Genomic DNA, 26,965 nt, shown 5'->3' with positions numbered 1-26,965 from the left:
GATCCATGAGCAAAGCAAACAACCAGGCCGGTACGCGCCACCAGAAGCTGGAGCGCAATGTCACTCTGATGGCCGTGGCAACGCTGGTCACCGTCGCGATCGGCGGACTGGTCCAGATCACCCCGCTGTTCTATCTCGACAACACGATCGAGCAGGTTGAGGGCATGCGTCCCTATACCCCGCTCGAGCAGGCCGGGCGCGACATCTATATCCGCGAAGGCTGCTATGTCTGCCACAGCCAGATGATCCGCCCGTTCCGCGACGAGGTGGAGCGCTATGGCCATTACAGCCTGGCCGCCGAGAGCATGTACGATCACCCGTTCCAATGGGGATCGAAGCGCACCGGGCCGGACCTGGCGCGCGTTGGCGGTCGCTATTCGGACGCCTGGCATGTCCAGCACCTGACCGATCCGCAAAGCGTGGTGCCCGAAAGCATCATGCCGCAATATGGCTTCCTGGCTGAAAACGAACTGAAAGTGCCCGATCCCTCGGCCACGTTGACCGCGCTCAGCCGGGTAGGTGTGCCTTACAGCGATACCGACATCGCCAGGGCGGGCGCCGACATGATCGCGCAAGCCGATCCCGATGCCGATCCGGGCGACCTCGCGACCCGCTATCCCAAGGCGCAGATCCGCGACTTTGACGGCGACCCGACCCGAGTGACGGAGATGGATGCGCTGGTCGCCTATCTCCAGATGCTGGGCACGCTGGTCGATGTCAGCAGCGCCGCCGCGCAGCAGGAACTGGCCGAGGAGACCGGCCGATGAGCGACTATGAAACCTGGCGCCACTTTGCCGACAGCTGGGGGCTGGTGGCGATGACCGTCCTGTTCCTGGCGCTGTGCGCCTGGCCGTTCCGCCCCGGCGCCAAGAGCCACAACCAAGAAGCCGCCCACTCGATCCTGAAGGACCAAGACGATGGCGAATGATCCGACTGAAACGAAGCGCATTGACGAGCCCACCGGCACCGAATTTGTCGGTCACGAATGGGATGGGATCGAAGAGCTGAACACCCCATTGCCGCGCTGGTGGCTGTGGACCTTCTACGCGACTGTTGCATGGGGCTTGGCCTATTCGGTTGCCTATCCTGCCTGGCCGATGATCGATCAGGCCACCGAAGGCATGATCGGATGGACCAGCCGCGGCCAGCTGGCACAAGACATGGCTGCCGCCGAGCAAGGGCGCGAAGGCGTCCGTGTGCAAATCGCCGCGCTGCCGCTGGCACAACTGGCCGATAATCCCGACCTGTTGCAGAAAGCGGTGGCCGGCGGCGCGGCGGCCTTCAAGGTCAATTGCGTGCAATGCCACGGTGCCGGCGCCGCCGGATCGCCCGGATACCCCAACCTCAACGACGACGACTGGTTGTGGGGCGGCGATCTGGAAGCGATCGAATTCACCATCAAACACGGCATTCGGTGGGATGGCGATGATCGCGCGCGCTTCAGCCTGATGCCGGGCTTCAACGGCATTTTCAGCGATGCCCAGGTAAACAGCATCGTTGGCCATGTCCGCTCGCTCAGCGGGCAGGGACAGCCCAACGCTGCTGGGGCGCAACTTTACGCCGACAATTGCCTGGCGTGCCACGGCGCGGATGGCGGGGGTGACCGGTTCCAGGGCGCCCCGGCGCTGAACGACGCGATCTGGCTTTACGGCAGCGAGGCAAGCGATATTCGAGCGCAGGTGCTGAACCCGCGCCATGGCGTAATGCCCGGCTGGCAGGACCGGCTCGATCCGGTGACGATCAAGATGCTGGCGGCCTATGTCCATTCGCTGGGCGGCGGCGAAGCAACGCCGGTTCCAGCGGCAGAGCCAGCGGCAGAGCCAGCGGCAGAGGGCAATGGACAACCCTGACCCCCAAGCCATCGGCACGCTCTACGAGAAGCACAAAACCGTCCATAACAAGCGGATCGACGGGCCATTCCGGCGGTTCAAATGGCTGGTTATGGTCGTCACCCTGGCGATCTATTACGTCACCCCGTGGATCCGCTGGGACCGGGGGCCTTATGCCCCCGACCAGGCGGTGCTGATCGACTTGGCGAACCGCCGCTTCTACATGTTCGGCATAGAGATCTGGCCGCACGAATTCTATTTCGTGGCCGGACTGCTGATCATGGCGGGGATTGGCCTGTTCCTGGTTACCAGCGCAGTGGGCCGGGCATGGTGCGGCTATGCCTGCCCGCAAACGGTGTGGACTGACCTGTTCCAGCATGTCGACCGCTTCATCGATGGCGATCGCAACGCCCGCATCCGGCTGGACAAGGCGCCGTGGACTGCATCGAAGCTTGCGCGGCGTTTGCTCAAATGGACGATCTACCTCGCGATTGCCTTTGCCACCGGCGGTGCATGGATCCTCTATTTCGCCGATGCGCCAACTCTGTTCCGGGAATTCTTCACACTACAGGCTGCGCCGATTGCCTATGGCACGGTCGCCATCCTGACCGCGACCACCTTTACGCTGGGCGGCTTCATGCGCGAGCAGGTGTGCATCTACATGTGCCCATGGCCGCGCATCCAGACCGCAATGCTCGACGAGAAATCGCTGATCGTCACTTACAAGGACTGGCGCGGCGAACTGCGTGGTAGCGTGAAGAAGGCAGAGAAGAACCCCGATGCCTTCGGCGATTGCATCGATTGCCTGCAATGCGTGGCGGTGTGCCCGACCGGGATCGACATCCGCGAAGGGCCGCAGATCGGTTGCATCACCTGCGCGCTGTGCATCGATGCCTGCGACCGGGTGATGAAAGACATCGGCCGCCCGCGCGGGTTGATCGACTATGCCACGCTGGACGATTGCAAGGCCGAACAGGCCGGCCAACCGCCCCGGCCGGCATGGAAGGCGCTGCTGCGCCCGCGCACGCTGGTCTATTTCACCATCTGGGGTTCGATTGGTCTTGCCCTGCTGTTTGCGCTGGGCGCGCGCAGCCGCACGGACCTGACCGTGTCGCCGGATCGCAACCCGCCCTACATGCTGCTTAAGGACGGTTCGGTGCGCAACGCCTACACGCTCAAGCTGCGCAACATGGAAAGCCGCCCGCGGGCCATGGAGATCGCGCTGGAGGGCTTGCCCGGGGCCGTGCTGTGGACTGACACCATCGGGCAGGATGCTGCCGCGCGGAAGCAGGTGATCGAAGTCCCGGCTGACCTTACCCGTACCGTGCGCGCCTATGTCGCCGCGCCATCTGGCACCAGCGGGCAGAACTTCTCCTTCGTCCTGACGTCGCAGGACGAGCAGGGCGAAAGCGACAGCGAAGCAACCCTGTTCAACGCGCCGGGAGGCCAATGATGCCCAGGAACTCAACCCAAGGCGAATTCACCGGACGCCACATGTTCATGGTGCTGGCGATTGGTTTTGGCATCGTCATCGCGGTCAATTTCTTCATGGCCAGTGTCGCCGCACGCAGCTTTGGCGGCGTGGTGGTCGAAAACAGCTATGTCGCGAGCCAGAAATTCAACGGTTGGCTGGCCGAGGCGAAGCGCGAACGCGAACTGGGCTGGGAGGCTGAGTCATCCCGCCTGGACGATGGCAGGCTTGCAGTCACAATTGCCGGCGTTCCAGCTTCGGCCACTGTGCATGCCAGCGTCCGCCGCCCGCTGGGCGCACCGGAAGCCACCGATCTGGAATTGGTCGCGCTTGACGGCAACCGCTTTGCCTCGGCCCAACCCCTGCCAGAGGGACGCTGGATCGTCCGGCTCACCATCGAGGCAGCAGGACAGCAATGGCGGCAGGAAAAGCATTTGCCATGAGCGCGCACGATCCCATTGCGACAGCCGAGGCATGCGAACTGGTCGATAGCCGCTTTACCGTGCCTGGCATGCGCTGCGCCGGTTGCATCGCCAAGCTGGAGCGGGAGCTGCCCAAGGTACCCGGCGTCGCCGAAGCGCGGGTCAATTTCTCGGCCAAGCGGGTCGCGCTGAGGCATACTGCCGATCTCAGCGACGATGCCCTGATCGACGCCATCGAAGCGCTCGGCTTCGAAGCGCAGCGGGTGGAAGACAACCCGCTGGCACAGGACGATGCCGACCGCCGCATGCTGCTGCGCGCGCTGGCAGTGTCAGGCTTCGGCATGATGAACATCATGCTGCTTTCGGTCGCGGTATGGTCGGGCGCGCCGGGCATCACCAAGCAGCTGTTCCACTGGCTGTCTGCAATCATTGCGATACCCGTGATCGCCTATGCCGGTCGCCCCTTCTTCGCCTCGGCCTGGATGGCGCTGAAGCATCGGCGGACCAATATGGACGTGCCGATCTCCATCGGCGTACTGCTAGCGACCGCGCTGAGCTTTTACGAAACCATGACCGGCGGCGAGCACGCCTATTTCGACGGCGCGGTCATGCTCCTGTTCTTCCTGCTGTGTGGCCGCGCGCTTGATGCAATGATGCGCGGCAAGGCCCGCGCCGGGATCGACGCGCTGCTGGGCCGGATGGGCAAGAGCGCGGCGGTCGTCAGCGAAGATGGTACCACGCATCGGGTGCCCGCCGACCAGCTGGAACCGGGCATGGTGATGCTGGTTGCGGCGGGCGAAGCGCTGGCCGCCGATAGCGAAGTTATCGACGGCTCCAGCGCGATCGACAACTCGATGCTGACCGGGGAAAGCCGGCTCGAACCGGCCAATCTGGGAAGCGTGCTCTATGCCGGGGCGATCAATGTGATGGCTCCGATCCGGGTGCGCGCCACTGCCGTCGCCAGCGACACCAAGCTGGCAGAGATCGCGCGGCTGATGGACGAAGCGGGGCAATCGCGCAGCCGCTATGTCCGCATCGCCGATCGCGCATCACGGCTCTACGCGCCCGCAGTTCACACGCTGGCGCTGCTCGCATTCATTGGCTGGATGCTGGCCGGGGTCGGCTGGCACCAGGCCCTGCTGATCGCGATTGCGGTGCTGATCATCACCTGCCCCTGCGCGCTTGGGCTGGCTGTGCCCGCAGCGCAGGTCGTCGCCAGCAATGCGCTGTTGAAGCAGGGTCTGCTGGTCAAGGACGGGACCGCGCTGGAACGGCTGGCCGAAGTCGATTGCGTGCGCTTCGATAAGACCGGTACGCTGACGCTCGGGGAACCGCGCCCGGACTTGAGCGGTCTCAATACCGAAGGAAAGTCGGTCGCGCTGGCGCTGGCACAGAACAGCCGCCACCCGCTGAGCAAGGGGCTGGCCAAGGCGCTGCTTGCACAGGGCGTTGCGCCCGCCAAGATCGGACAGGTCGAAGAGCGCGCGGGCGAAGGGATCTTTGCCCAGCTGGGTGATCGACCGGTGGCGCTGGCCCGGCCCGATGTGACGTCGGATCACCCGATGAGCGCCCTGCGCATCGGCCAGCAGACGATGCTGATCCACTTTGCCGATCCCCTGCGCGAGGACATCGCCGAAACTGTGCGCCAGCTCGAAGCAATGGGCCTCGACGCGGCACTGCTATCGGGCGATCGCAAGGGTGCGGTCGAAGCTGTGGCGGAGCGGTTTGGCCTTCCCGCGGCAGGTGGCCTCTCACCTGCAGACAAACTTGAGCTGCTCAATAATCTTAAGGCGCAGGGGCATTTCCCGCTGATGGTGGGCGACGGGCTCAACGATGGCCCTGCACTGGCCGCCGCTCATGCAGCGATTGCACCGGGCAGCGCCAGCGACGCCAGCCAGCAGGCGGCGGATGCCGTATTTATCGGCGAGCGGCTGATCCCGGTCGCCAAGGCGGTGCAGGTCGCGCGCGCGACGATGCGGATCGTGCGGCAAAATTTCGCGCTAGCAGTCGGCTACAACATCCTCGCCGTGCCGCTGGCGCTGGCAGGAATGGTCAATCCGATGATCGCAGCGATCGCCATGTCGATGAGTTCGTTGATCGTGGTCGGCAATTCGCTGCGGCTGGCGGGGGCAGCGCGATGACCGGGCTGATGTTCCTGATCCCGGTCGCACTGGGCATGGGCGCGCTGGGCCTGGCGACCTTCTTCTGGGCGATGAAGAACGACCAGTTCGAGGATCTCGAGGGCGCGGCGCAGCGCATCCTGATCGACGACGAGGGACCAGCACAATGATCGCGCGGACGGCCGCATTGGCATTGATCGCCGCATCGCTGCCGGTCACGCCTGCACAGTCCAGCGCGGGCGCCATCGCAGTGCCGCTGTGCAGCGGCGGCGCAATTTCGATCCCGCTAGGCGACGATCCGGCGCCCTTGCCTGAACCCTGCCCGCTCAAGGCCTGCCATGCCGGCAGTTGCCGCAAGCAATTTGACCGATCGCAATGACTGAATGAGCCGGCACCGGCAGGAGGCACTTATGACCTGGCCCTATCACCCTGAGCTGCTGGCAATGCCGGTACCACGCTACACCAGCTATCCCACAGCAGCTGAGTTCGGGCCGATCGACGGCGCGGCCTTCATGCACGAGCTTGAGCGCACCGAAGGCGACATCTCGCTCTATGTGCACATCCCGTTCTGCGAAAAGATCTGCTTCTACTGCGGCTGCAATACAGCAGCTGCAGGGCGACGGCAGCGGCTGGAGACCTATCTCGATGCGCTACACCGCGAGATTGCACTGGTCGCGGAGCATTTGCCACGCAAGGTTTCGGTTCGGCGTCTGTCTTTCGGTGGGGGAAGCCCCAATGCGATCTCGCCGATCGACTTTGCCCGGCTGTTGAGCTGCCTCAGCCTCCACTTCGATCTCGCAAGTCCGGAAATATCGATCGAGGTCGATCCGCGCGCTATGACGCCGGACTGGGCCGAGGTGATCGGCAGTTCAGGTATCACCCGCGCCAGCCTGGGCGTGCAGACTTTCGCTTCGCAGGCCCAGCAGGCCATCGGCCGCGTCCAACCGGTCGAGATGATTGCGCGTACGGTCCGATGGCTGCGCGATGCAGGCGTCACCTCGCTCAATTTCGACCTGATGTATGGGCTGCCGGGGCAGGCATGGAGCGATCTCGAGGATACGCTCAAGCGCAGCTGCGCAATGGGGGCAGACCGGATCGCGCTGTTCGGCTATGCCCATGTGCCGCATCTGATCCCGCGCCAACGCGCGATTCCCGCGGACGATCTGCCCGGGATGCAGGCGCGGTTCGAAATGGCTTCGCGCGGCCACGACTATCTGACTGACAGGGGTTATGTGCCGGTCGGCTTCGACCATTTCGCGCGGCCTGCCGATCCGCTGGCCATAGCTGCAGCACAAGGCCGGCTGCACCGGAATTTCCAGGGCTTCACCGACGATCCGGCCCCGGTGCTGATCGGGCTGGGCGCGTCGGCGATCAGCAGCTTCCCCGGCCTGCTGGCGCAGACGGAGAAAAATAACGGGCGCTATCGCATGCTGCTGTCGCAGGATCGGTTGCCGGTCGCCCATGGCATCCGCCGCTCCGCCGATGACCGCTATCGCGGCGCCGTGATTGAGCGGCTGCTATGCGATGGCGAGGCAAGATTGGGCGCGCGACTGCTGGGCGAGACTCGCGCGGCGCTCCAGCCTTTCGTCGAGCGCGAGCTCGCCGCAATAGATGACGACCGCCTGGTCGTCCGGCCGCACGGCCTGCCTTATTCGCGGAGCATCGCGGCTCTGTTCGATCCCTATCGCCAGGACTCCCAGCGCCGCTTCAGTTCGGCGGTCTGAAACTATTGCTGGGGAGCAGTCCGGAAAACATAGACCGGCCCGATATCGACCACCTGCGCGCTTCCCGCGAACTGCAGCACCACTTGCGTGCTTCCGGCGGGATAGTTGCGCGGTGATCGCGCCCTGAGGCGGATCAGCTGCCAGTCGCCGCCGAGCGGGAATTCGACCTGGGCAAAATCGCCACGCTCAGGGTCGAGATCATCCACCTTCAGGCCCACCACCGCGCGGCCGTCTGCCGCGCTTGATTGCTCGGTGCGTCCAGCCACAGCGATCAGCAGATTGTCACCGCCCGCCATGTCGACCGTGATCGGGATGGCCAGCGACAGCGTGCCCGGATCGGATGCTGGTGTGCCATTGCTGAAGCGCCGCGCCTTGCCCAGCCAAATGGCTGGCTCGTCACGCTGCGCGACAGCATCGGCCGAACCGATCACTTTCCAGTCACCGCCGCGCGGATCGTTGAGCAATTCGCCCACGCCCTCAAGCGGCTCAGGGATCAGCGGCTCTTGCGGCGTTACCGGGATCGGTGTCGGCTCGGGCTTCGGGGGCGGCGGTGCAGGTTCAGGCGCGGCGGCCGGTGCATCAGCGGCAATTCGGCTGGCACCTGAAACCACGATCGTCTGGCCGATTTCGATGATCTGTTTGGTGCGCCCGAACTGGAATGCGACGATCCCGTCCTTGCGGCGCAGGCCCATCTCGACCGGTGCGGTCACTTCGTACCAGTCCCACTCTGTGCCGATTTCCAGCGTCTGCTCGCCAAAGCCGGGATAGGGTACCAGGTCCTGCTGGAAGCGAACCCGGATCACGCCCTTGCCGTTATCGGTTCGCGCTTCGATCGTGCGCGCATAAAAGCCGACAGTGATCGTGTCGCCGCGATTCACATTCTTGATCAGCGGGACATTGGTGCCAGCGACATAGATGAATTCATCGGCGCGTTTGATCTCGAACCGGATCGCTGCACCGCCGCCGGGGATCGACGGATCGACGATTGCTGTGCGTTCCATGTCCGCGCCATAGCTATCCCAGTCGAGCCGCGACGGATCGTTGACCAGCACGCCGGGGAGCTGCGCATCGAGCTGCTTGAGCGCGGCGGAATCCTGCGCGGCCAGCGGTGCAGCGGAAATCCCGGCTATTGCGGCGAGGCCGATTGCACCGGCCATCAACTGACGAAACATCGCTTGTAACCCTCCCAGAAGCTTGTTTTGAGAACGTTAACATGCCTCGGCGCAGGCAGCAAGCCGAGTCAGCCGCAGCGCTGGTACCGATCAGTCGCGCGTTTCCAGCCCGTGTTCGGCGCGGGCAATCTCGTGCAGCCAGGCCGCATGCTGCGGCGCCTTCTTGGTCTGGCTCCATTCCTCCAGCATCACCGGCGCGACGCGCTTCAGCTCGTCATACTGGTCCTGCGTGCCGATATCGGCGGCCAGTTCCACGCGGTGGCCGTTGGGATCGAAGAAATAGATCGACTTGAAAATGCCGTGATGCGTCGGGCCGAGCACGTCGATCCCCAGCCCTTCGATATGTGCCTTGGCCTTGAGCAGCTCTTCTTCCGAGTTCACCCGGAACGCGAGATGCTGGACCCAGGCCGGCGTGTTCTCGTCGCGGCCCATTTCGGGCTGGCTGGGGAGTTCGAAGAAGGCGAGGATATTGCCGTTCCCGGCATCGAGGAAGACATGCATGTAAGGGTCATAGGCCCCGGTAGAGGGCACATGATCCTCGGCAAAGGCGGTGGTGTATTCCATCCCCAGCACCTTGCCATACCATTCGACCGTCTCCTTCGCGTCCCTGCAACGATAGGCGGCGTGGTGGATTCCCGAGGGTTTGATTGCGCTCATTCGGCGGGCTCCTTCTCGTCGACTTCCAGCACACCGCGGCGGATCTGGTCGCGCTCCATGCTTTCGAACAGCGCCTTGAAATTGCCTTCGCCGAAGCCTTCGTCACCCTTGCGCTGGATGAATTCGAAGAACACCGGGCCGACCTGCGCCTCGGCGAAGATCTGCAACAGCAGCCGCGGCTGGCCGCCTTCCGTTGTGCCATCGAGCAGGATGCCGCGCATCTTGAGCTGGTCAACCGGCTCCCCATGGCCGGGCAGGCGCTCGTCGAGCATTTCGTAATAGGTTTCAGGCGGCGCGGTCATGAACGGCACGCCGAGCGATTTGAGCTTGTCCCAGCAACCAGGCAGGTCGTCGCAGATCAGGGCGATGTGCTGGATCCCCTCGCCATTGAACTGGCGCAGGAATTCCTCGATCTGGCCCTTGCCGCCTTCACCCTCTTCATTGAGCGGGATGCGGATCTTGCCATCGGGTGCGGTCAGCGCCTTGGAGGTGAGGCCGGTATATTCGCCCTTGATGTCGAAGAAGCGGATTTCGCGGAAGTTGAACAGCGTTTCGTAGTAATCCGCCCAGTACTTCATCCGCCCACCATAGACGTTGTGGGTCAGGTGATCGATCAGCTTGAAGCCCGCGCCTACGGGATGCTTCTCGACACCCGGGAGATATTCGAAATCGATGTCATAGATCGACAGGCCCTCTCCCGCTTCATCGGGATAGCGATCAACCAGATAGAGGATCGCGCCGCCAATACCCCTGATTGCCGGGATATGCAGTTCCATCGGGCCAGTCTGGACCTGCACCGGCTCGGCGCCCTGCGAAAGCAGATGCGCATAGGCCTGCCGCGCGTCGCGTACACGGAAAGCCATGCCGCAGGCCGAGGGGCCATGTTCGCGCGCGAAGAACCAGGCGGCGCTGCGCGGTTCGTAATTGGCGATCAGATTGATCCCGCCCTGGCGCCACAGGTGCACGTCCTTGCTGCGGTGAGTCGCGACATGGGTGAAGCCCATCGCCTGGAACACCGGCTCCAGCACGCCTTTTTCCGGCGCACAGAATTCAACGAATTCGAAGCCATCGAGGCCAGCAGGATTTTCGAACAGGTCTTTGGGGTGCGTGGTCATGCGGAGCCTTCCCTGAATGCGCGCAAGCCACCCCGATTGTTTGAGCCGGGGACCTGCGCACACGACAAACTAGTTTCGTTTGTAACTATATATAGAATTCCGGCCCCCGAGTCAAAGCCGCAATCTTGCGTCCGATGGAACACATGGAACACGGTCCAAGGGCAAAAATCCCGTCCTGTGACTCTAAACGGCTCAAAGCGTGACTTTGGGGCGCAAAGTGTGACCTTAGCCAGCCGAAGTGTGACCTTGTGGTGCCGTTTGTGTGACGCGCTTGGACGCAATGTGTAACCCATTGGCGCAAAGGACGCGGAGCAGACGATGGAAAAGAGCCGCTCGCGTTCTAGCGCAGCAGGCGCGCGTAGGAAAATCCAGGTCCCGGCCCTAGGCCGCCCGCCCGATATTGCGGCCGCGATCATCCTGCGTGACGATCAGAGTAGCCCCGAACGGCTCACCACTTTCGAACAATGCGCGGGTCGGTTCGTCAGTCATGTCTGGCCGGATCAGTGCCCTTGCACCGCTCTGGGTCCGCACGACAACCGAACTCGTCACCTTGTCGCGGTCCACGGCCAAGGTGTAGGTTTCGACTGTGACCGGACCGTTCGGTCGACTCTCTAACGGTTCGGGCCGCTGTGGCACCGACATCCGTTCATAGCGGACCGAGTTGTTCCAGTCGGCTGGCTCGGTAGAATAGATTCCCGTGGCATACTTGCTGAGCACGCCCCCGTTCGCGCCGACCAGCGCATAGGCGCCGCGATCTGCGCGGCATCTCGCCACCGCTTCGGCAATCGCGTGGGAGGAATAATTATTGCCTGCCCCGCCAAAGAACGGCAGCCCACCGGTCAACGTAAAGCCGCGGGGGTCATCAATCGCCAAATCGAAATGATCGGTGATGTTGAACACCGGGCTGGCAAAACAGCTGTAGAGGTCAAGGTAGCGGATATTGTTCAGGGTCTGACCCGATAGCTCCAGTGCCCGCTTTACCGAGGCGATCGAGGCCGGACTGCGCCCCAGATCTGGCCGCCGCAGCACCTTGAGCTCGTTTGCCGATGTCGACGCATGAATATGAACCCAGCGATCTTCGGGTACGCCGATCTCACGCGCCTTTCGCGCTGAAGCAATGATGATCGCCGCCGCCTGATTGACCTGATCCTTGGCGATGGTCATGCGAGCATAGGGCTCTGTCACGACGCGATTGCGATCGGTAATCGTTGCGAGCTCTTCGGCCGTACGGATTTCGCGCGATGCGGCGTGGGGGTTGCTGGCCGCAACCTTGGTGAAAGGCGCAAACAATTCGCCGACTTTTTGTCGATATTCATCCAACGAAAGGCCGAGCTTGTGTCGTCGTGCATTGTCGCAGCAGGCATAGGCTCCGATGACCCCATGGGTCATGTGCCCAAACCACTCCATTTCGAGAATTCTCTCCGAACCGAAGCCACGGTCATCAAGTTCACCGCCGACCTCTTCGGACCAATCGGGCTTTTCGCCATTCGCCATCAGCGCAAGAACCGTGGAAGTCGCCTCGGCCCCGACAATTGCCCCGATCTCGAATTCGCATTGCGCGATATGCTCTGCGACTTCGCCGACCATCTTTTGAGGAGCCTGCCCGCCGGTTACTTCGAGCACCGCGCGCTCGGGATTGGCCCCCACACGCTTGGCAATCGAACGCGGTTGGTTGTCGGATTTTCCAAAGGGAACCGGAGCCCCGGCATAGGAAACCTCGAATTGCCGGATCGCCGCGATCAGATCGATCTCGGGCGCGACCGGCCTTTCGGCATGGCAATCGTCGATTGCCGCCTGCAGCGCTCGGCCGGCGAGATCCATCGGCGATAGCGCTTCGTAGCCTTCGTCTTGAGGGCGCTCCGAATACTGCCCTACCCCGATAATGACGGGCGTGTTGTCAGCAATCATGCGTGGGCGCTCCTCAGTCGACGAAATCGTCCACGCGCTCGACGATGATCGCCGGAGCCATGCCGCCCGCCGCGCACATCGTCACCAGGCCATAGCGTCCGCCGCGCCGCTCTAGCTCGTCGATAATGGTGCCGATCAGGATCGATCCGGTCGCGCCGATCGGATGGCCCAGCGCGATCGAGCCGCCGTTGACATTGACCTTCTCCCAGCTGAGCCCGAGGTCGCGCACGAACTTGGCCGCCACCACCGCGAAGGCTTCGTTGATTTCGAACAGGTCGATATCGTCCGTGGTCATGCCGGCCTTAGCCAGCACTTTCTTTGCCGCCGGAACCGGCGCGTTGAGCATCAGCGTGGGGTCATCGCCCATGTTGGCGGTGGCGACGATCCGCGCGCGCGGCTTCAGCCCGTGCTTGCGGGCATAATCGGCGCTGGTCACCAGCACCGCGGCCGCGCCATCGACCACGCCCGAGCTGTTGCCCGCATGGTGGAAATGCTTGATCTCCAGGTCGGGGTATTTCTGGTTGATCAGCTTGCGGAAGGTCGTGCCCTTTTCGTCGAGCGGCACGTCGGCGATCTTGGTGAAGGCCGGCTCCAGCTGTGCCAGCCCTTCCAGCGTCGTTTGCGGGCGCGGGTATTCGTCATGGTCGAGGATAACATTGCCTTCATCGTCCACCACCGGCACGACCGACTTGGCAAAGCGCCCGGCGGCAATCGCTTCAGCGGCGCGTTGCTGGCTGCGATAGCCGACCTCGTCCAGCTCCTCGCGGGTGAAGCCTTCCCTGCTGGCGATCGCATCGCCGCAGATGCCCTGGTGGCTTTGCGGGTGAACCTTCTGCAGGCGCTGGTTGTAGCTGCCCATCATCGGCGGCTTGATCCCGGCGCGCATTTTCTCCTGGCTCATCGCGGCGGTGAGGCTCATCATCTCGGTCCCGCCGGCGACGATGCAGTCTTCCATCCCGCTCATCACCTGGGCTGCCGCGAGGTTGACCGAGGTGATCCCGCCGCCGCAGAACCGGTCAAGCGTGGTGCCCGACGAGACGATGTCATAGCCCGCGTCGAGCGCAGCCATCCGGCCCATATCGCCCGCCTGCATTCCGTCTTGCGTGCTGACCGACCAGATCACGTCGTCGACGGTGCTGGTGTCGAGATGGTTGCGCTCCTTGATCGCCTTCAGCACCGTTGCCGCCAGATGCTGCGGATGCTCGGCGGCCAGCGCGCCCTTGCCCTGCTTGCCGATCCCGCGCGGGGTGCGGACTGCGTCGATGATATAGGCTTCGCCCATGGCCAGTTCCTCTCGATTAGCGAAATTGCGGTTGACGTATCCGTAAACCCGCTGCACCAATCGCACAAGAATTCAGTTTCAATCTGAAACATGCATTTTAGCTAGGGAGAGCACTGTGTCCGACACCGAAGAAGTCCTCACGCAAGTCGAGGATGGCGTCCTGATCGTCACCATAAACCGCCCCGAAGCCAAGAACGCCATGACCAAGGCGGCGGCAGAGGGCATCGCCGAGGCGATGGACCGGCTCGACAGCGATGACGAACTGCGGGTGGGCATATTGACCGGCGCGGGCGGCACTTTCTGTTCGGGCATGGACCTCAAGGGCTTCCTGCGTGGCGAAAGTCCGACGGTGGAAGGCCGCGGCTTCGGCGGCGTGGTGCAGGCCCCGCCCAAAAAGCCGCTGATCGCTGCGGTCGAGGGCTATGCGCTGGCAGGCGGGCTCGAGCTGATGATTACCTGCGACCTGGTGGTGGCGCACAAGGACGCAAAGTTCGGCATCCCCGAGGCCAAGCGCGGCCTCGTCGCGGCGGCCGGCGGCGTGATGATGCTGCCTGACCAGATCCCTGAGCGGGTGGCGATGGAGCTGGCGCTGACCGGCGACTTTATCGGCGCCGAGCGCGCTTACCAGATCGGCCTGATCAACGAAGTGACTGAAGGGTCGGCGCTTGACGGGGCCAAGGCGCTGGCCGCGCGGATCGCCGCCAATGGCCCGCTGGCGGTGCGCGTGTCGAAGCAGGTCATGAAGGAATCGCGCGGCTGGGCGATGGAAGATCGCTACAAGAAACAGGCCCAGCTGATCGGCCCGGTGTTCGTTTCCGAAGACGCGCGCGAGGGTTCGCTCGCCTTTGCCGAGAAGCGCAAGCCTAACTGGAAGGGGAAGTAAGCGATGTCCGTGCTCAACGTCCCCCCGCCCGAGTTCATGCAGGACGAGGAGATCTCGATCTTCGCCGACGCCGTGGGCAAGTTTTACCAGCAGCATGCCCCGGAAAAGCGCGTCCAGAAATGGCGCGAAGACGGCCAGGTCGAGCGCGAATTCTGGCGCGAGGCTGGCGCGGCGGGCCTGCTCGGCGTCTCGGTGCCTGAGGAATACGGCGGCCACGGCGGCGACTTCCGGCACGATCTGGTGGTGATCGACCAGCAGGCGAAGCACGGCGTCGAAGGCTTTGCCGCTTCGCTCCACAACACCGTGATCCTGCCCTATCTCGTCCGCCACGGCACCGAGGAGCAGAAGAAGAAATACCTGCCCCGGCTGGTGTCGGGCGACCTGGTCAGCGCGATCGCCATGACCGAGCCGGGCGTAGGCTCCGACCTGCAGTCGATCACGACCACTGCAGTCAAGGACGGCAATGGCTACCGTATCAGCGGTGCCAAGACCTATATCTCCAGCGGCCAGATCGCGGATTTCATCATCGTCGTCGCCAAGACCGATCCCAACGAGCGCGCCAAGGGCATCTCGCTGATGCTGCTGGAGACCGAGGGCGCCGAAGGGTTCCAGCGCGGCAAGAAGCTCGACAAGATCGGGCTGGACGCGGCGGACACCAGCGAGCTGTTTTTCGACGATGTGTTCGTACCGGCCGAAAACGTGCTCGGCGGGGTAGAAGGCAAGGGCTTCTACCAGCTGATGGGTGAGCTGCCGCAAGAGCGGCTGATCATCGCGGTGGGCGCGATCAACGGGATCGAGAAAGCACTCGAGACCACGATGGAATACGTCAAGAGCCGCAAGGCCTTTGGCCAGACGATCTGGGACTTCCAGAACACGCAGTTCGTGATGGCTGACCTCAAGGCGCGCAGCACGGCAGCGCGGATCTTCGTCAACGACTGCATCGCGCGCCACCTGAAGGGCGAGCTCGACGTTGCGACCGCCTGCATGGCCAAGTACTGGGTCACCGAGCTGCAGGGCGAGGTTGTCGACAAGTGCCTGCAATTCCACGGCGGCGCCGGCTTCATCAACGATTATCCGATTGCGCGGATGTACCGCGACAGCCGCATCACCCGCATCTTCGGCGGCTCGAACGAAGTGATGAAGATGGTGATCGCGCGGGGTATGTGAGCCGGACCACCCTGTACCAAAGAAGAAGGGCGGCCCGCTGATGTAGCGAGCCGCCCCTTTCTTTGGACTTATCCGCTTCGGCTTAGAACTTGCCGCGCAGCGTAACGCCGTACATCCGCGGTTCCTGCGTGAAGGCAGAACGCGAACCCGAACGCAGCGTGGTCGAGAAGGTGATGCCGCGGGTGACCTCATTGGTGAGATTGGTCACCCAGGCTTCGATGCCCCACGCATCATCGGCATCGCCAATCCCGGCTCGCAGGTTGATCTTGACGTTGCCGTCCTGGACATCGAACGGCAGCAGCGCGGTGGTGCCCAAGGCCGCAGCGGTGGTGGGCACTACCCTCGGCTGGGTCGAGGTGCGACGATCGCTCTCTGCGCGGACCTGACCATTGAGGAAGAAGCTCAAATCGCTGCCGATGTCATCACGGAAGGTTGCCCCCATGATGGTGACGAGCTTTGGCGCATTGGTGTGCTGGGCCCCGCACAGGTTACGGACCGTGAGCAAAGCGGTATCCGGCGCACAATCATCCGGATAGTATGCATCGGCATAGGTCAGCCCCAGGTCAACCGTCACGCGGCGATCGGGCCGGATCTGGGATTCGAGTTCGAAGCCCTTCGAAATCGCCTTGGGCACGTTGAACGTCGTGAACTGCGATCCGGTGAATTCGAGCACCTGGAAGTTAGCGAATTCCTGATAGAACAGGGCAAGGTTGGCCGTGACCGCATCGTCGAGGAATCGGCCCTTGACGCCCACTTCATAGGCATCGACTTCTTCCGAAGCGAAGCGCGGATCTGCGCCACCCGCAGCCGCGGTAATATCGAGGTTGAAACCACCCGATTTGAAACCGTGGGTGAAGCTGGCGTACGCATTCACATCGCCGAAGTCATAACCGATTTTTCCGGTGTAGATCAGCTCCTTGTCGCTGAACGTATCATCGAATTCGCGCGGCAGAGGAAACGGGATTGCGTTGGTGCCGATCGCCGGTGCGACGAACGGGAAACAGCTCAGCACAAACGAGGTGCCCGCCAGCGCGCTCACAGTCGCGGGGATTGCCGCGGTCGGCACACCGGCAGCGGCCGCCACCGCACCCAGCCTGGTCAAACCGGCCGGATTCGGATTGGTCGATGAAGTTGGCGAAAGGAAGCCAAGGCAAGCCGGATTGTTCGAGGCCAGCTGGTCAAACCGGCCATCCTTGGATTCATCCGAGTAACGCAAGCCAACGGTGAACTCGAGCCCGTCGGTGATTTCGAACGTGTTGTTGGTGAAGACCGACCAGCTCTTGCTCTTCTGCTCGTAAAGCACGGTCGAGGTCGATACCGCAGCATTGGCGCCACCGCTCAGATAGCGCAGCGGATCGGCCGGATTGAGGCCGGTCAGGCCGTTTGCGGCGGCGGCATAGAAGAGGCCGGCGGGCCTTGTTGCCGATGCTGTGCCAGCCGCAAACAGTGCGGCTGCAAACGCAGGATAGTCCGCACCCAGGCCGAAGTTCACTTCCTGGGTGATGTCTTCGTCGGAATAGTAGCCGCCGATCATCCAGTTCAATCGCCCGTCCATGGCCTCGCCCTGGACGCGCAACTCGTGTGTCATGGTGTCAATTTCGGTGCCGCCGCCTGGCAGCACGTTGAACAGGTCAAGGCCCGAAAACGCCGAGTCATAAGACTCCTGGTTGTCGTACTGGCGATAGGAACCGATGTAGATCACGTCGGCATTGTCACCGAGCGGATATTCCATTTCGGCCACCACGCCCCACTGCTTCGAGCTCGAAGGGTGGAGCCGGCTCGCGGTAGCGGTACGGCGATCCACCGCAGCCTGCGCTGCGCGGTTGTCGAACGGGGTCGTTGCAGGCACTTCATGCGCCATGCCGCCGCGCGCTCCCAGCCCGACGAGCGAGAACAGCGGCGTCCCCTCGATCGGTGAGCGGTAGACTTCTACCGCTGCACAGCAGGAACCGTCTGCTTTCGAATAGTCGCCAACGATCCGGCCACGGAAACCGCTATCGGTTTCCCAGCCGATCTGGCCGCGGACCAGGAACTGGTCGACATTGTTGGAATCTTCCAGGAAATTCCCGTTCTTGTCGAGCACGGTGACGAAACCGTCACGCTTGCGATAGGCGCCCGACACGCGCGCTGCCACAGTGTCACCTGCCAGCGGGACATTGATCCCGGCCTGCACGCTCATATGGTCGTAATTGCCATAGGTCGCATTGGCGAAACCACCGAACACGCCCAGTTCGGGCCGCTTGTTGGTGATGTTGAGCGCGCCTGCCGAGGTGTTCCGGCCGAACAGGGTGCCCTGCGGGCCGCGCAGCACTTCGACGCGTTCGACATCGACGAATTCGGACAAGGCGACGCCTGGGCGCGACTGGTACGCGCCGTCAACGAAGATGCCGACCGCGCTTTCGAAGCCGATGTTGTTCGATGTCGTGCCGATGCCGCGAATACGCAGCACCACGGTGCCATTCGAGTTCTGCGCCTGCGAGGACGAGAAGCTTGACGCGACCGAACCGATGTCCTGGACGTTGACCACGCCCTGGGCTTCAAGCTGGGCCGGGCTGACGGCGGTCACCGCCAGCGGAATTTCCTGCACGTCCTGGGCACGTTTGGTGGCAGTAACGATGATGACGTTGTCGTTGATCTCGTCCGCTTCATCGGCGTCCTGAGCAAATGCAGGTGCGACCATGAAACTGCTGGCCAGAAGGCCAGCGGCGAAAGGGGTAAGCTTACCGCGCATAGATAGGTTCCTCTCCCAAAAAACCTTATTTTTGTGCGCCAATATTACCAATCTGACTGCGAAAATAACAAGGGGTCCGCGTCACAAATCTGCAATAGCCGAGCCTCACAGGTGCATAAATATCACATAGGGACTCTGCCCGGTTTCAGCGCCGCATTGCACAAACCCTAGATGCCGTAACGTAATCCTGCCCAAAGCGTGCGCGGCGTTCCCAGGTCGAGTGAGCCACCGGCATTGCGGGTAATGACCGTCTCGCCGGTCAGGTTCTCGCCACGGAACACCAGAGACAGGCGTTTGCGCAGCGGGATGCGCGCGAAAAGATCGATCGTCGTGGCTGGAGCCAGCCGGTCGGTTTCGAGGTCGTCCTCGTACTGGGCGCCGGTGTGCCGCAGTGTGAAAGCCAGATCCCAGCCTTTCGCCGGAGCCCAGCCCAGCGTTGCCGAACCCGCCCAGCGCGGGGTCTGCGGCGGGCGATTTCCGTCAAGTTCGGCAGATGCCCTGGCGCCATCAATTTCGGCATCGGTGTAAGCAACCGATCCGTCTAGGCGGAATTGCCCGAAGCGCGCCGCCAGCGAAGCTTCTAAACCCTGCGCCTTGATCGCCGGGAGGTTCTGGCGTTGGCGCAGGTTAGGGGCTATTGTAACATTCGCGATCGCATTTTTTACCCGGTTGTCGAAGGCGGTGACAGACAGGCGCAGGTTCTCGCTCGGCTCGAAGTCGGCCCCCAGCTCGAAGCCTTCCAGCCGCTCGTTGCGAAGATCCGAGTTAGCCTCAGTCACCACCGGGAAGACGACAAAGGGCCGGTAGAGCTCGTTCAATGTCGGCAGCCGCAGGCCGGTGTAGGCCGCCGCCCGCAACCGCATGCTTGCACTTGGCTCATAGGCACCCCCGGCGCGCCATGACAGCGTCCAGTCGCTGCGATCTGCCGCCACGATCTCGCTCACCACAGCGCCTGCCGGATTGAGTGCACGGTAGAATCCGTCCGCGATCCGCGTGCGATCCGCCCGCACGCCGCCAGTCAGCGTCAGCGCGCCGCTGCGCCAGTCGTCTTCCACGAAAATGCCGAAGTTGGCGTTTGTGCCGCCGGCCCGGCGCCGCTCAGTCAGGCGGGTGGTGAAGGCGCTATAGGCCTCTTCCTGCAGCTCGCCTTCGGCATGGCGATAGTCGGCGCCCAGCCGCAGCGTATGGCCCCCGCCGACCGGCGGGCGCAATTCGATCTTCCCGCCCAGACCGGTCGAGGGCGTGTTGCGCTGGTCAAGGACAGGCACAAACCGGGTCGAGCTGATCACCACATTCGAGAAATTGCGGGCTTGAACGTAAGCCAGCGCATCGACCTGCCAATCGCCACGGCTGACGATGCGCAAGCTGGCATCCTGCCCTTCGCTGGTCGAGTCCGCACCTTCGAAGCGCAGCGTCCGTTCGTCGCGGAAGGCGAGACCGCGGACCTGCAGTTCCACAAGGTCTGACAGCGGTGCGACCGCGCGCAGGCCAACGGACCAGGCATCGAAAGCCGCGCGCGCTGTCGCCGGAACGCGCTCGTCGCGCGGCGTCGTGAAAAAGCCCTGCCCCCGGTCCCAGCGTGCGCTCAGCACGCCGAACCCCGCGCCCATTTGGCGCGAGATAGTGGCGCTCGCTTCGCTCTCTCCCCGATCATTGCCAAGCAGGCTGGCGCTGAGCGGCCCCAGCGTGGCTGCATCGGCGCTTTCCAGTTCGATCGTGCCCGCCAGCGCGCCCGCGCCAAAGGGGCCGGAGCCGCCGCCGCGGATGACGCGGATATTGGCCAACCGCTCCGGCGCGATCGCACTCAGGGGGATATAGCCAAAGAACGGGTCCGCCATGGGCACACCGTCAAGCAGCACCAGCGCCCGGCTGGTGGCATTGCCGCCCAATGCGCGCAGCGTCACCCCTTGCGCGCTGGGATTGGACGAGCGGCTGTCCGAGCGGCGGAATTGCTGGAAGCCCGCGACGCCGGCAAGCACGTCCTCGATCCGCCCCGAAGGTGACGAGACGATTCGCTCGCGCTCAATTTCGCTGACGGCATAGGCGGCAGCCGACGGCGCTTGCTCCAGTCCTTCGCCGATCACCACGATCTGGCCGTGCTCGCCATCGTCGCTCGCATTTTGCGCGAACGCTTGCGGCGCACACAAGAGGGCTGGAATCGCTAGAGAAAGGCTGAGGAAAGGACGCATGGCGGGCGCGAGTTAGCCGATCCTGCCAATGCAGTCAGTTGCAAAATGCCATGCGATCTAGCATTTTCTCTTCACTATGCTTACACTGATGTAAGTAAGGAGAGGTTGGATGGCATCATTCCCCGTCGATTTCGATGTGCTGATCGTGGGCGCCGGAATATCCGGCATCGGCATGGCCGCACATCTGGAAATGATGTGCCCCAATCGCAGCTATGCCATTGTCGAGCGTCGCGAACAGATCGGCGGCACCTGGGATCTGTTCCGTTATCCCGGCATCCGCTCCGACAGCGATATGCACACGCTGGGCTTCGTGTTCGAGCCGTGGAAGCACGAGAAGTCGATCGCCGATGGCCCGGCGATCCTGGAATACCTCAACCGCATCGCCGATGAGCGGGGCATCCGACCGCACATCCGCTTTGGTCACAAGGTGGTGTCGGCTGACTTCCAGCCCGCGGAAGCGCGCTGGCACGTCACGCTTGAACTGGAAGATGGCGAGCGCAAGCGGGTGACCGCGCGCTTCCTGTACCTTGGCTCTGGTTATTACGATTACGACGATCCCTATGACGCCGGGTTCGATTTCAGCGAGTTCGAAGGCGACGTGATCCACCCGCAGTTCTGGCCGGAGAATTACGATTACACCGGCAAACGCGTAGTGGTTGTCGGATCGGGCGCAACCGCGGTCACCATCGTGCCATCCATGGCAGAGCACGCGGCGCATGTGACCATGCTTCAGCGTACGCCAACCTGGATGGCCTCGCGCCCGGCACGCGATGCCATCGCCAATTTCCTGCGCAAGATCCTGCCGGAAAAACTCGCCTATGCGATCACCCGGTTCAAGAACATCAAGATGCAGGACCTGACCTTCAAGACGGCGCGCAACAGGCCGGAGAAGGCGAAAAAGGTTCTGCACAAGCGGATCGAAGAGGCGCTGGGGCCGGACTATGACAAGGCAGCCTTCACCCCGCCCTATAACCCGTGGGAACAGCGCCTGTGCCTGGTGCCGGACAATGATCTGTTCGAAGCGATGAAGGCCGGCAAGGCCTCGGTCGTCACCGGCCATATCGACAAGTTCGAAAAAGGCGGCGTGCGGCTGAAGTCCGGCGAATTGCTGGAGGCCGACATCATCGTCACTGCTACCGGACTGAAACTGGCGGTGGCCGGCAAGATCGCCATCAGCCAGGCGGGCCAGCCGGTCGAATTCAGCCAGCGCTATTACTACAAGGGCGCGATGTTCTCGAACCTGCCCAATTTCGCGGTGGTGTTCGGCTATCTCAATGCCAGCTGGACCTTGCGCGCAGACATCAATTCCGAATTCGTGTGCCGCGTTCTGAACGTGATGGAGCAGAAAGGCGCTGACCTCGCGACGCCGGTCCTCACGCCCGAACAAGAGGCGAAGCTGGTGGAAGACGATCTGTTCGATTTCTCTTCCGGCTATATCCAGCGCGGCAAGCACATCATGCCCAAGAGCGCGACTACCTATCCCTGGCGGCTTAACCAGGAATATGTCTATGACCGCAAGATCATGCGCAAGGGCGAGATCGAAGACGGGTGGCTGGTTTTCTCGAAGGCCAGCGCCAATGCGCAGGCACCCGAGGAGCAATTGGAAGCCGCCGAGTAACAGCCCCCTTCCCACCTGCGCCGCACTCGCCTAACGCGCATCGCATGAGCGCATCGGAAAAAATCTGGACCGCAGGGCTCGTCGTGATCGGCGACGAGATCCTGTCAGGCCGCACGCATGACAAGAACATCGCCCAGGTCGCCAGCTGGCTGCAGGTGCAAGGCATCCGCCTGTCCGAAGTGCGGGTCGTGCCCGATGTCGAAAGCCGCATCGTCGAGGCGGTGAACGCGCTGCGTACCTCCTATGACTATCTCTTTACCACTGGCGGGATCGGCCCGACCCATGATGACATTACCGTGGATGCCGTGGCCGCAGCATTGGGCGTGCCCGTGGTGGTCCACCCAGAAGCGCGCGCGATCCTGGAACGCTATTACGCGGACAAGCCGGGCGGCCTGACCGAGGCCCGCCTGCGCATGGCGCGCGTGCCTGAAGGCGGAGAGCTGATCCCCAACCGCATGTCGGGCGCGCCGGGCATCAAGTTTGGCAATATCCACCTGATGGCGGGCGTGCCGCACATCACCGCGGGGATGCTCGATGCACTTACCGGCACGCTGGAAGGCGGGGCGCCGCTGCTGACCGAGACGGTTGGCTGCTGGACGCCCGAAAGCGAAGTGGCGGAGATCCTGCGCGAAGTCGAAAAGGCGCATGAGAACGTCCAGATCGGCAGCTATCCCTTCTTCCGCGAAGGGCGGGTAGGCGCGAATTTCGTGGTCCGCTCGACCAGCGGGGAAGACCTGAGCAGCGCAGTCGACACGCTGTGCGAAGCGCTGGGCGAGAACGGTTTCGACTTCACGCCGGGCGGGATCTGATCCGCTACATCCCGGCCGGCTTGGCCAGCATCCACAGGGCCATGCCGATCATGAACAGGTTCTCGGTCAGCGAGACGAAGCCCAGCGGCACGTTGGAATCGCCGCCGACGCAGGCGCATTTGAGCTCGCGCTTGTCGATATAGACCGCCTTGAACACGCTCAACGCGCCGATCGAACCGATGAACAAAGCGACCGGGATCGACAGCCAGTCAAGCAGATGCGCGGTCATCAGCACGCCGGCCAGCCCTTCGGCAAAGGGATAGACATAGGCATAGGGCACCCAGCGCCGTGCCAGCAGGTCATAATTGAGGAACATGGTCGAGAAGCTCTCGACATCGCGCAGCTTGAGATAGGCCAGGCCGCACATGGAGAAGCTGACGAACCATTCGGCTGCCATGATTGAGACGGCCTGCCCGGTCGCGACCCATGCCGCAGCCAGCGCCATCAAGGCCATCATGGAAAACAGCGCGATGACGGGGCGATAGGTGGTCTCGCCCTTTTGCAGCACATGCTTGCCGAAGTGGGCGCGCAAATCGGTGTAGCCGCCGATCCGCTGGCCATTGATCCAGGCCTGCGGCGTGGTGGCGACGCCGTGCTGCTCCTTGAAGGCATCGGTTTCGGCGCGCGTGGTCAGGGGGTGATCGTCAACCTGGAACCCTTCGCGTTCGAGCAGCCACTTGGCCTTGAGGCCGGACGGACACAGGTGATCGGGCATGACCATGCGATAGAGGGTAGCGGTGCGGGGCTGTTTCATTTTTGCGGATTCCTATCGGCGGGTGCGTTCGACCAGGTCGACGAGCTCTTCGAACTTTTCGCGCTGCTCGGTCGGGTCGCCGCTGGCGATCGCTTCCGCCACACAGCAGGCGGCGTGATCCTTCAGTACCTGGCTTTCGACCTTGGCGAGCGCCGAGCGGATCGCCTGGATCTGATGCAGGATATCGATGCAGTAACGATCCTGCTCGATCATTTGCGCCACGCCGCGCACCTGCCCGGCAATCCGGTTCAGGCGATTGATCTTGGCTTGCCGATCCTGGGCCATGAAGTTTCCTCTTTAAAATACCCTAGGGGGGTATATATAGGGAACCCGCCCCTGATTCACAAGTTGCGATTTTTCATGCCTGTCTCATTCTCCCGCCGCCGCCTGATTACCAGCACCGTTGGCCTTGCCAGTGCCGCTTCCCTGCCCCTGCCTGCCTGGGCCAAGGGCGCATCTTTGCCGCATGCGAAGAACGGCTTTGGCGAGGTTTCGGGTGAGGACATCCACCTCACCATCGCCGATCACCACTTCATGACCGGGGGCCGCATGGGCCATGCCTATGCCGTCAATGGCACAGTCCCCGGGCCACTGATCCGGCTGCGCGAAGGCCAGAACGTCCGCCTGCACGTCACCAACAATCTGGACGAAGATTCCTCGATCCACTGGCACGGGCTGCTGCTGCCATTCCAGTTCGATGGCGTTCCGGGCGTGAGCTTTCCCGGGATCAAGCCGGGCGAAACCTTCACCTATGAATTTCCGATCCGCCAGAACGGCACCTATTGGTGGCACAGCCATTCGGGCTTGCAGGAGCAGGCCGGGCATTATGGCCCGATCGTGATCGAACCCGCCGAACCGGACCCGCGCTATGACCGCGACTATGTCGTACTGCTAAGCGAGTTCACCCCGATCCACCCGCACGAAATCATGCGCAAGCTGAAGGTGGGCGAGCATTACTTCAACCGCTCGATGCAGACCGCCACCGATGGGGAGATGAGCGGGGCCGAGCGCCGGATGTGGGGCCAGATGCGAATGAACCCGCGCGACATTTCCGATGTTACCGGCGTCACCTACACCTACCTCATCAATGGGCATGGCCCGGCCGATAACCTCCAGCTCGAATTCAAGCCGGGCGAGCGGGTGCGGCTGCGCGTGATCAACGGCAGCGCGATGAGCTTCTTCAATGTCCGCATCCCAGGCGTGGAAATGACAGTGATCGCAGCCGACGGGATCGATGTCGCCCCGGTCAAGGTCGACGAATTCCAGATCGGCACCGCCGAAACCTATGACGTGATCGTCACCCCGCCGGATGGCAGCCATGCGCTGGTGGCCGAAGCGATGGACCGCAGCGGCATGGGCGTCGCCAGCCTGACCAGCCACAAGGGCCATATCGCCACCCCGCCGCCACTGCGCGAAGTGCCGACGCTGACCATGGTCGACATGGGCATGGGGAACATGGACCATTCGGCACATGGAGGATCACATGGCGGTGGTCATTCGATGGACCACAGCATGCGCGACACCTCGCTTCTGCCCGATGACGTCAAGGTCGGCCCCGGCATCGACATGGTTGCACCCATGCCGATCGACCGGATGGATTTCCCCGGCCTCGGCCTCGACAAGGTGCCGCACCGCGTGCTGCGCTACACCGATCTCAAGGCCGCGCATGCCAACCCGCACCGCGAGATAGAGCGCGAGCTGGAGATCCACCTCACCGGCAACATGGAGCGCTATATGTGGTCGTTCGACGGCAAGGCCTTCTCTGCCGTCACCGACGATCCGATCCGCTTCGGATTTGACGAGCGGGTGCGGGTCAAGCTGGTCAACCAGACCATGATGGCCCACCCGATCCATTTGCACGGCCACTTCTTCGAGCTGGTCAATGGCGCCGACCACATGCACCAGCCGTTGAAGCACACCGTGGTCGTCCAGCCGGGCGGAACCGCGACCTTCGACCTTACCGCGAACGAGCCGGGCGACTGGGCCTTCCACTGCCATTTGCTCTATCACATGCACGCTGGGATGATGCAGGTGGTTACGGTACGGCCCTTCCCGCATCAGGGGCATCACTGATGCGTGCGTTGCTATTCGCCAGCGCGGCGCTGATCGCTGCGCCCGCCGCCGCGCAGGATCATTCGGCGCATGACCATTCAGCGCATACGCAGCAAAAGGCGCAGCCTGGCCGGGAGCCGATGGACCATTGCGCCATGGGCCATCTGCCGCCTGAACAATGCCCGCCGAAGCACGAACATGCGCAACATGGTGCAATCGACCATTCGCAGCATGGGGCGATGGATCACAGCCAGATGGACCACTCGCAGCATGCCATGCCGTCGGTGGACAAATCCGCCCCCGGCGCTGCGCCTGAAAGTGCCGTCCCGCCAAGGGCGCTCGAAGGTCCGCTGCACGCCGCCGATGCGATCTGGGGCGCGGACGCAATGGCCGCGGCCCGCGCGGAAAACCACCGCATGCACGGCAGCATGGCGACCGGCATGGTCATGCTCGAGCGGCTCGAAGCGCGCTTTCCTGCAGAAGGTGGCGAGGACGGCTGGCTGTGGGACGCACAGGCCTTCTACGGCACCGACATCGACAAGTTCGTGCTCAAGTCCGAAGGTGAGGGCGAGCTTGGCGGAGCCATCGAAGATGCCGAGGTTCAGGCGCTATGGGGCCATGCCATTGGCCCCTTCTTCGACCTCCAGGCTGGCCTCCGGCTCGATGTCGAGCCCGAAACACGCAGCCATCTTGTGCTGGGTGTGCAGGGTCTTGCACCTTATATGTGGCACGTAGACATGGCTGCTTTCCTGAGCGACCGGGGCGACCTGACCGCGCGGCTCGAAGGCGAATATGACCAGAAGATCACGCAGCAACTGATCCTGCAACCGCGGGTCGAGCTGGAGCTGGCGGCGCAGGACATCCCCGAGCGCGGGATCGGCGCAGGGCTGACCAAGATCGAGCCGGGGCTGCGCCTGCGCTATGAATTCGTGCCCGAATTCGCGCCCTATGTCGGCGTCGAATATGAGGCGAAACTGGGCGAAACCGCCGACATCGCCCGCGCCGAAGGTGAAGATCCCAGCGGCTTCAAATTCCTGGTTGGCCTGCGCGCCTGGTTCTGAA

Annotated in this window: 24 protein-coding genes; 15 read left to right on the top strand and 9 right to left on the bottom strand. The window is 63.1% G+C overall.

Translation table 11 applies throughout. From position 1 onward, the window contains the following. The first annotated feature begins 5 nt into the window (after positions 1-5). From ccoO to hemN, 9 genes are read left to right on the top strand one after another with little or no spacing between them, the layout of a single operon-like run. Positions 6-767: a cytochrome-c oxidase, cbb3-type subunit II gene (ccoO, locus tag G6N82_RS10570; RefSeq protein ID WP_165196285.1), complete on the top strand. Its 762-nt coding sequence runs from the start codon at positions 6-8 to the stop codon at positions 765-767. Beyond that, positions 764-928: a cbb3-type cytochrome c oxidase subunit 3 gene (locus G6N82_RS10565; protein WP_165196283.1), complete on the top strand. Its 165-nt coding sequence runs from the start codon at positions 764-766 to the stop codon at positions 926-928. The genes ccoO and G6N82_RS10565 overlap by 4 nt, the downstream gene beginning before the upstream one ends. Further along, the gene (gene ccoP, locus G6N82_RS10560; protein WP_165196281.1) at positions 918-1,850 is read left to right on the top strand and encodes a cytochrome-c oxidase, cbb3-type subunit III; all 933 of its coding nucleotides are present in this window, start codon (positions 918-920) and stop codon (positions 1,848-1,850) included. The genes G6N82_RS10565 and ccoP overlap by 11 nt, the downstream gene beginning before the upstream one ends. Further along, positions 1,837-3,282 carry a cytochrome c oxidase accessory protein CcoG gene (gene ccoG, locus G6N82_RS10555; RefSeq protein ID WP_165196279.1) on the top strand — a complete coding sequence of 482 codons (1,446 nt, stop codon included), beginning with the start codon at positions 1,837-1,839 and terminating at the stop codon, positions 3,280-3,282. The genes ccoP and ccoG overlap by 14 nt, the downstream gene beginning before the upstream one ends. Continuing rightward, complete coding sequence (locus G6N82_RS10550; RefSeq protein ID WP_241255071.1) at positions 3,282-3,743, top strand: FixH family protein; 462 nt, start codon at positions 3,282-3,284, stop codon at positions 3,741-3,743. The genes ccoG and G6N82_RS10550 overlap by 1 nt, the downstream gene beginning before the upstream one ends. Beyond that, the gene (locus G6N82_RS10545) at positions 3,740-5,863 is read left to right on the top strand and encodes a heavy metal translocating P-type ATPase (RefSeq protein WP_165196275.1); all 2,124 of its coding nucleotides are present in this window, start codon (positions 3,740-3,742) and stop codon (positions 5,861-5,863) included. Before G6N82_RS10550 ends, G6N82_RS10545 begins: the two co-directional genes overlap by 4 nt. Next, positions 5,860-6,012 carry a cbb3-type cytochrome oxidase assembly protein CcoS gene (gene ccoS / locus G6N82_RS10540; protein WP_165196273.1) on the top strand — a complete coding sequence of 51 codons (153 nt, stop codon included), beginning with the start codon at positions 5,860-5,862 and terminating at the stop codon, positions 6,010-6,012. Before G6N82_RS10545 ends, ccoS begins: the two co-directional genes overlap by 4 nt. Further along, on the top strand, positions 6,009-6,221 hold the full coding sequence (locus tag G6N82_RS10535) for a hypothetical protein (protein ID WP_241255070.1): 213 nt from the start codon (positions 6,009-6,011) through the stop codon (positions 6,219-6,221). Before ccoS ends, G6N82_RS10535 begins: the two co-directional genes overlap by 4 nt. A gap of 31 nt (positions 6,222-6,252) precedes the next feature. Then, positions 6,253-7,566, top strand: a complete 1,314-nt coding sequence (gene hemN, locus G6N82_RS10530; RefSeq protein WP_165198171.1) for an oxygen-independent coproporphyrinogen III oxidase — start codon at positions 6,253-6,255, stop codon at positions 7,564-7,566. Between the two features lie 2 nt (positions 7,567-7,568). On the opposite strand, the gene G6N82_RS10525 is transcribed toward hemN, so the two are convergent. The 5 genes from G6N82_RS10525 to G6N82_RS10505 form a co-directional block, all read right to left on the bottom strand. Beyond that, a complete protein-coding gene (locus tag G6N82_RS10525; protein WP_165196271.1) occupies positions 7,569-8,738 on the bottom strand; it encodes a hypothetical protein in 1,170 nt (389 codons plus the stop codon). Positions 8,739-8,828: 90 nt separating this feature from the next. Continuing rightward, on the bottom strand, positions 8,829-9,395 hold the full coding sequence (locus tag G6N82_RS10520) for a VOC family protein (RefSeq protein ID WP_165196269.1): 567 nt from the start codon (positions 9,393-9,395) through the stop codon (positions 8,829-8,831). Further along, entirely contained in the window at positions 9,392-10,510 is a 1,119-nt protein-coding gene (gene hppD, locus G6N82_RS10515) for a 4-hydroxyphenylpyruvate dioxygenase (RefSeq protein ID WP_165196267.1), read from the bottom strand. Before hppD ends, G6N82_RS10520 begins: the two co-directional genes overlap by 4 nt. A 381-nt stretch (positions 10,511-10,891) precedes the next feature. Then, positions 10,892-12,418, bottom strand: a complete 1,527-nt coding sequence (locus G6N82_RS10510; protein ID WP_165196265.1) for an acetyl-CoA acetyltransferase — start codon at positions 12,416-12,418, stop codon at positions 10,892-10,894. Between the two features lie 13 nt (positions 12,419-12,431). After that, positions 12,432-13,700, bottom strand: a complete 1,269-nt coding sequence (locus tag G6N82_RS10505; RefSeq protein ID WP_165196263.1) for an acetyl-CoA C-acetyltransferase — start codon at positions 13,698-13,700, stop codon at positions 12,432-12,434. A 115-nt stretch (positions 13,701-13,815) separates the two neighbouring features. Between G6N82_RS10505 and G6N82_RS10500 the strand changes: the two genes are divergently transcribed. Both G6N82_RS10500 and G6N82_RS10495 read left to right on the top strand, forming a co-directional pair. Next, on the top strand, positions 13,816-14,583 hold the full coding sequence (locus tag G6N82_RS10500) for a crotonase/enoyl-CoA hydratase family protein (protein WP_206520167.1): 768 nt from the start codon (positions 13,816-13,818) through the stop codon (positions 14,581-14,583). 3 nt (positions 14,584-14,586) lie between these two features. Continuing rightward, positions 14,587-15,750 (top strand): acyl-CoA dehydrogenase family protein, encoded by a 1,164-nt coding sequence (locus G6N82_RS10495; protein ID WP_165196261.1) that lies wholly within the window; start codon positions 14,587-14,589, stop codon positions 15,748-15,750. Between the two features lie 82 nt (positions 15,751-15,832). Here the strand turns inward: G6N82_RS10495 and G6N82_RS10490 are convergent, their stop codons facing one another. Continuing rightward, the gene (locus G6N82_RS10490) at positions 15,833-18,481 is read right to left on the bottom strand and encodes a TonB-dependent receptor (RefSeq protein ID WP_165196259.1); all 2,649 of its coding nucleotides are present in this window, start codon (positions 18,479-18,481) and stop codon (positions 15,833-15,835) included. A gap of 167 nt (positions 18,482-18,648) precedes the next feature. Beyond that, positions 18,649-20,670, bottom strand: a complete 2,022-nt coding sequence (locus tag G6N82_RS10485) for a TonB-dependent receptor (RefSeq protein ID WP_165196257.1) — start codon at positions 20,668-20,670, stop codon at positions 18,649-18,651. Positions 20,671-20,779: 109 nt separating this feature from the next. Here G6N82_RS10485 and G6N82_RS10480 point away from each other — a divergent pair, with 109 nt between their 5' ends. Both G6N82_RS10480 and G6N82_RS10475 read left to right on the top strand, forming a co-directional pair. Continuing rightward, complete coding sequence (locus tag G6N82_RS10480; protein ID WP_165196255.1) at positions 20,780-22,288, top strand: NAD(P)/FAD-dependent oxidoreductase; 1,509 nt, start codon at positions 20,780-20,782, stop codon at positions 22,286-22,288. A 44-nt stretch (positions 22,289-22,332) separates the two neighbouring features. Next, positions 22,333-23,097 (top strand): molybdopterin-binding protein, encoded by a 765-nt coding sequence (locus G6N82_RS10475; RefSeq protein ID WP_165196253.1) that lies wholly within the window; start codon positions 22,333-22,335, stop codon positions 23,095-23,097. 4 nt (positions 23,098-23,101) lie between these two features. Here the strand turns inward: G6N82_RS10475 and G6N82_RS10470 are convergent, their stop codons facing one another. Together G6N82_RS10470 and G6N82_RS10465 are read right to left on the bottom strand one after the other, a co-directional pair. Continuing rightward, positions 23,102-23,851 carry a glutaredoxin gene (locus G6N82_RS10470; RefSeq protein WP_165196251.1) on the bottom strand — a complete coding sequence of 250 codons (750 nt, stop codon included), beginning with the start codon at positions 23,849-23,851 and terminating at the stop codon, positions 23,102-23,104. A gap of 12 nt (positions 23,852-23,863) precedes the next feature. Next, complete coding sequence (locus G6N82_RS10465) at positions 23,864-24,136, bottom strand: metal-sensitive transcriptional regulator (protein ID WP_165196249.1); 273 nt, start codon at positions 24,134-24,136, stop codon at positions 23,864-23,866. 75 nt (positions 24,137-24,211) lie between these two features. Between G6N82_RS10465 and G6N82_RS10460 the strand changes: the two genes are divergently transcribed. After that, positions 24,212-25,924 carry a copper resistance system multicopper oxidase gene (locus G6N82_RS10460; RefSeq protein WP_165196247.1) on the top strand — a complete coding sequence of 571 codons (1,713 nt, stop codon included), beginning with the start codon at positions 24,212-24,214 and terminating at the stop codon, positions 25,922-25,924. Then, positions 25,924-26,964, top strand: a complete 1,041-nt coding sequence (locus G6N82_RS10455) for a copper resistance protein B (protein ID WP_165196245.1) — start codon at positions 25,924-25,926, stop codon at positions 26,962-26,964. Before G6N82_RS10460 ends, G6N82_RS10455 begins: the two co-directional genes overlap by 1 nt. Position 26,965 lies beyond the last annotated feature (1 nt).

Source organism: Altererythrobacter sp. BO-6 (genome assembly GCF_011047315.1).
GTDB lineage: Bacteria > Pseudomonadota > Alphaproteobacteria > Sphingomonadales > Sphingomonadaceae > Erythrobacter.
This window is presented reverse-complemented; position numbering and strand designations above follow the sequence as displayed.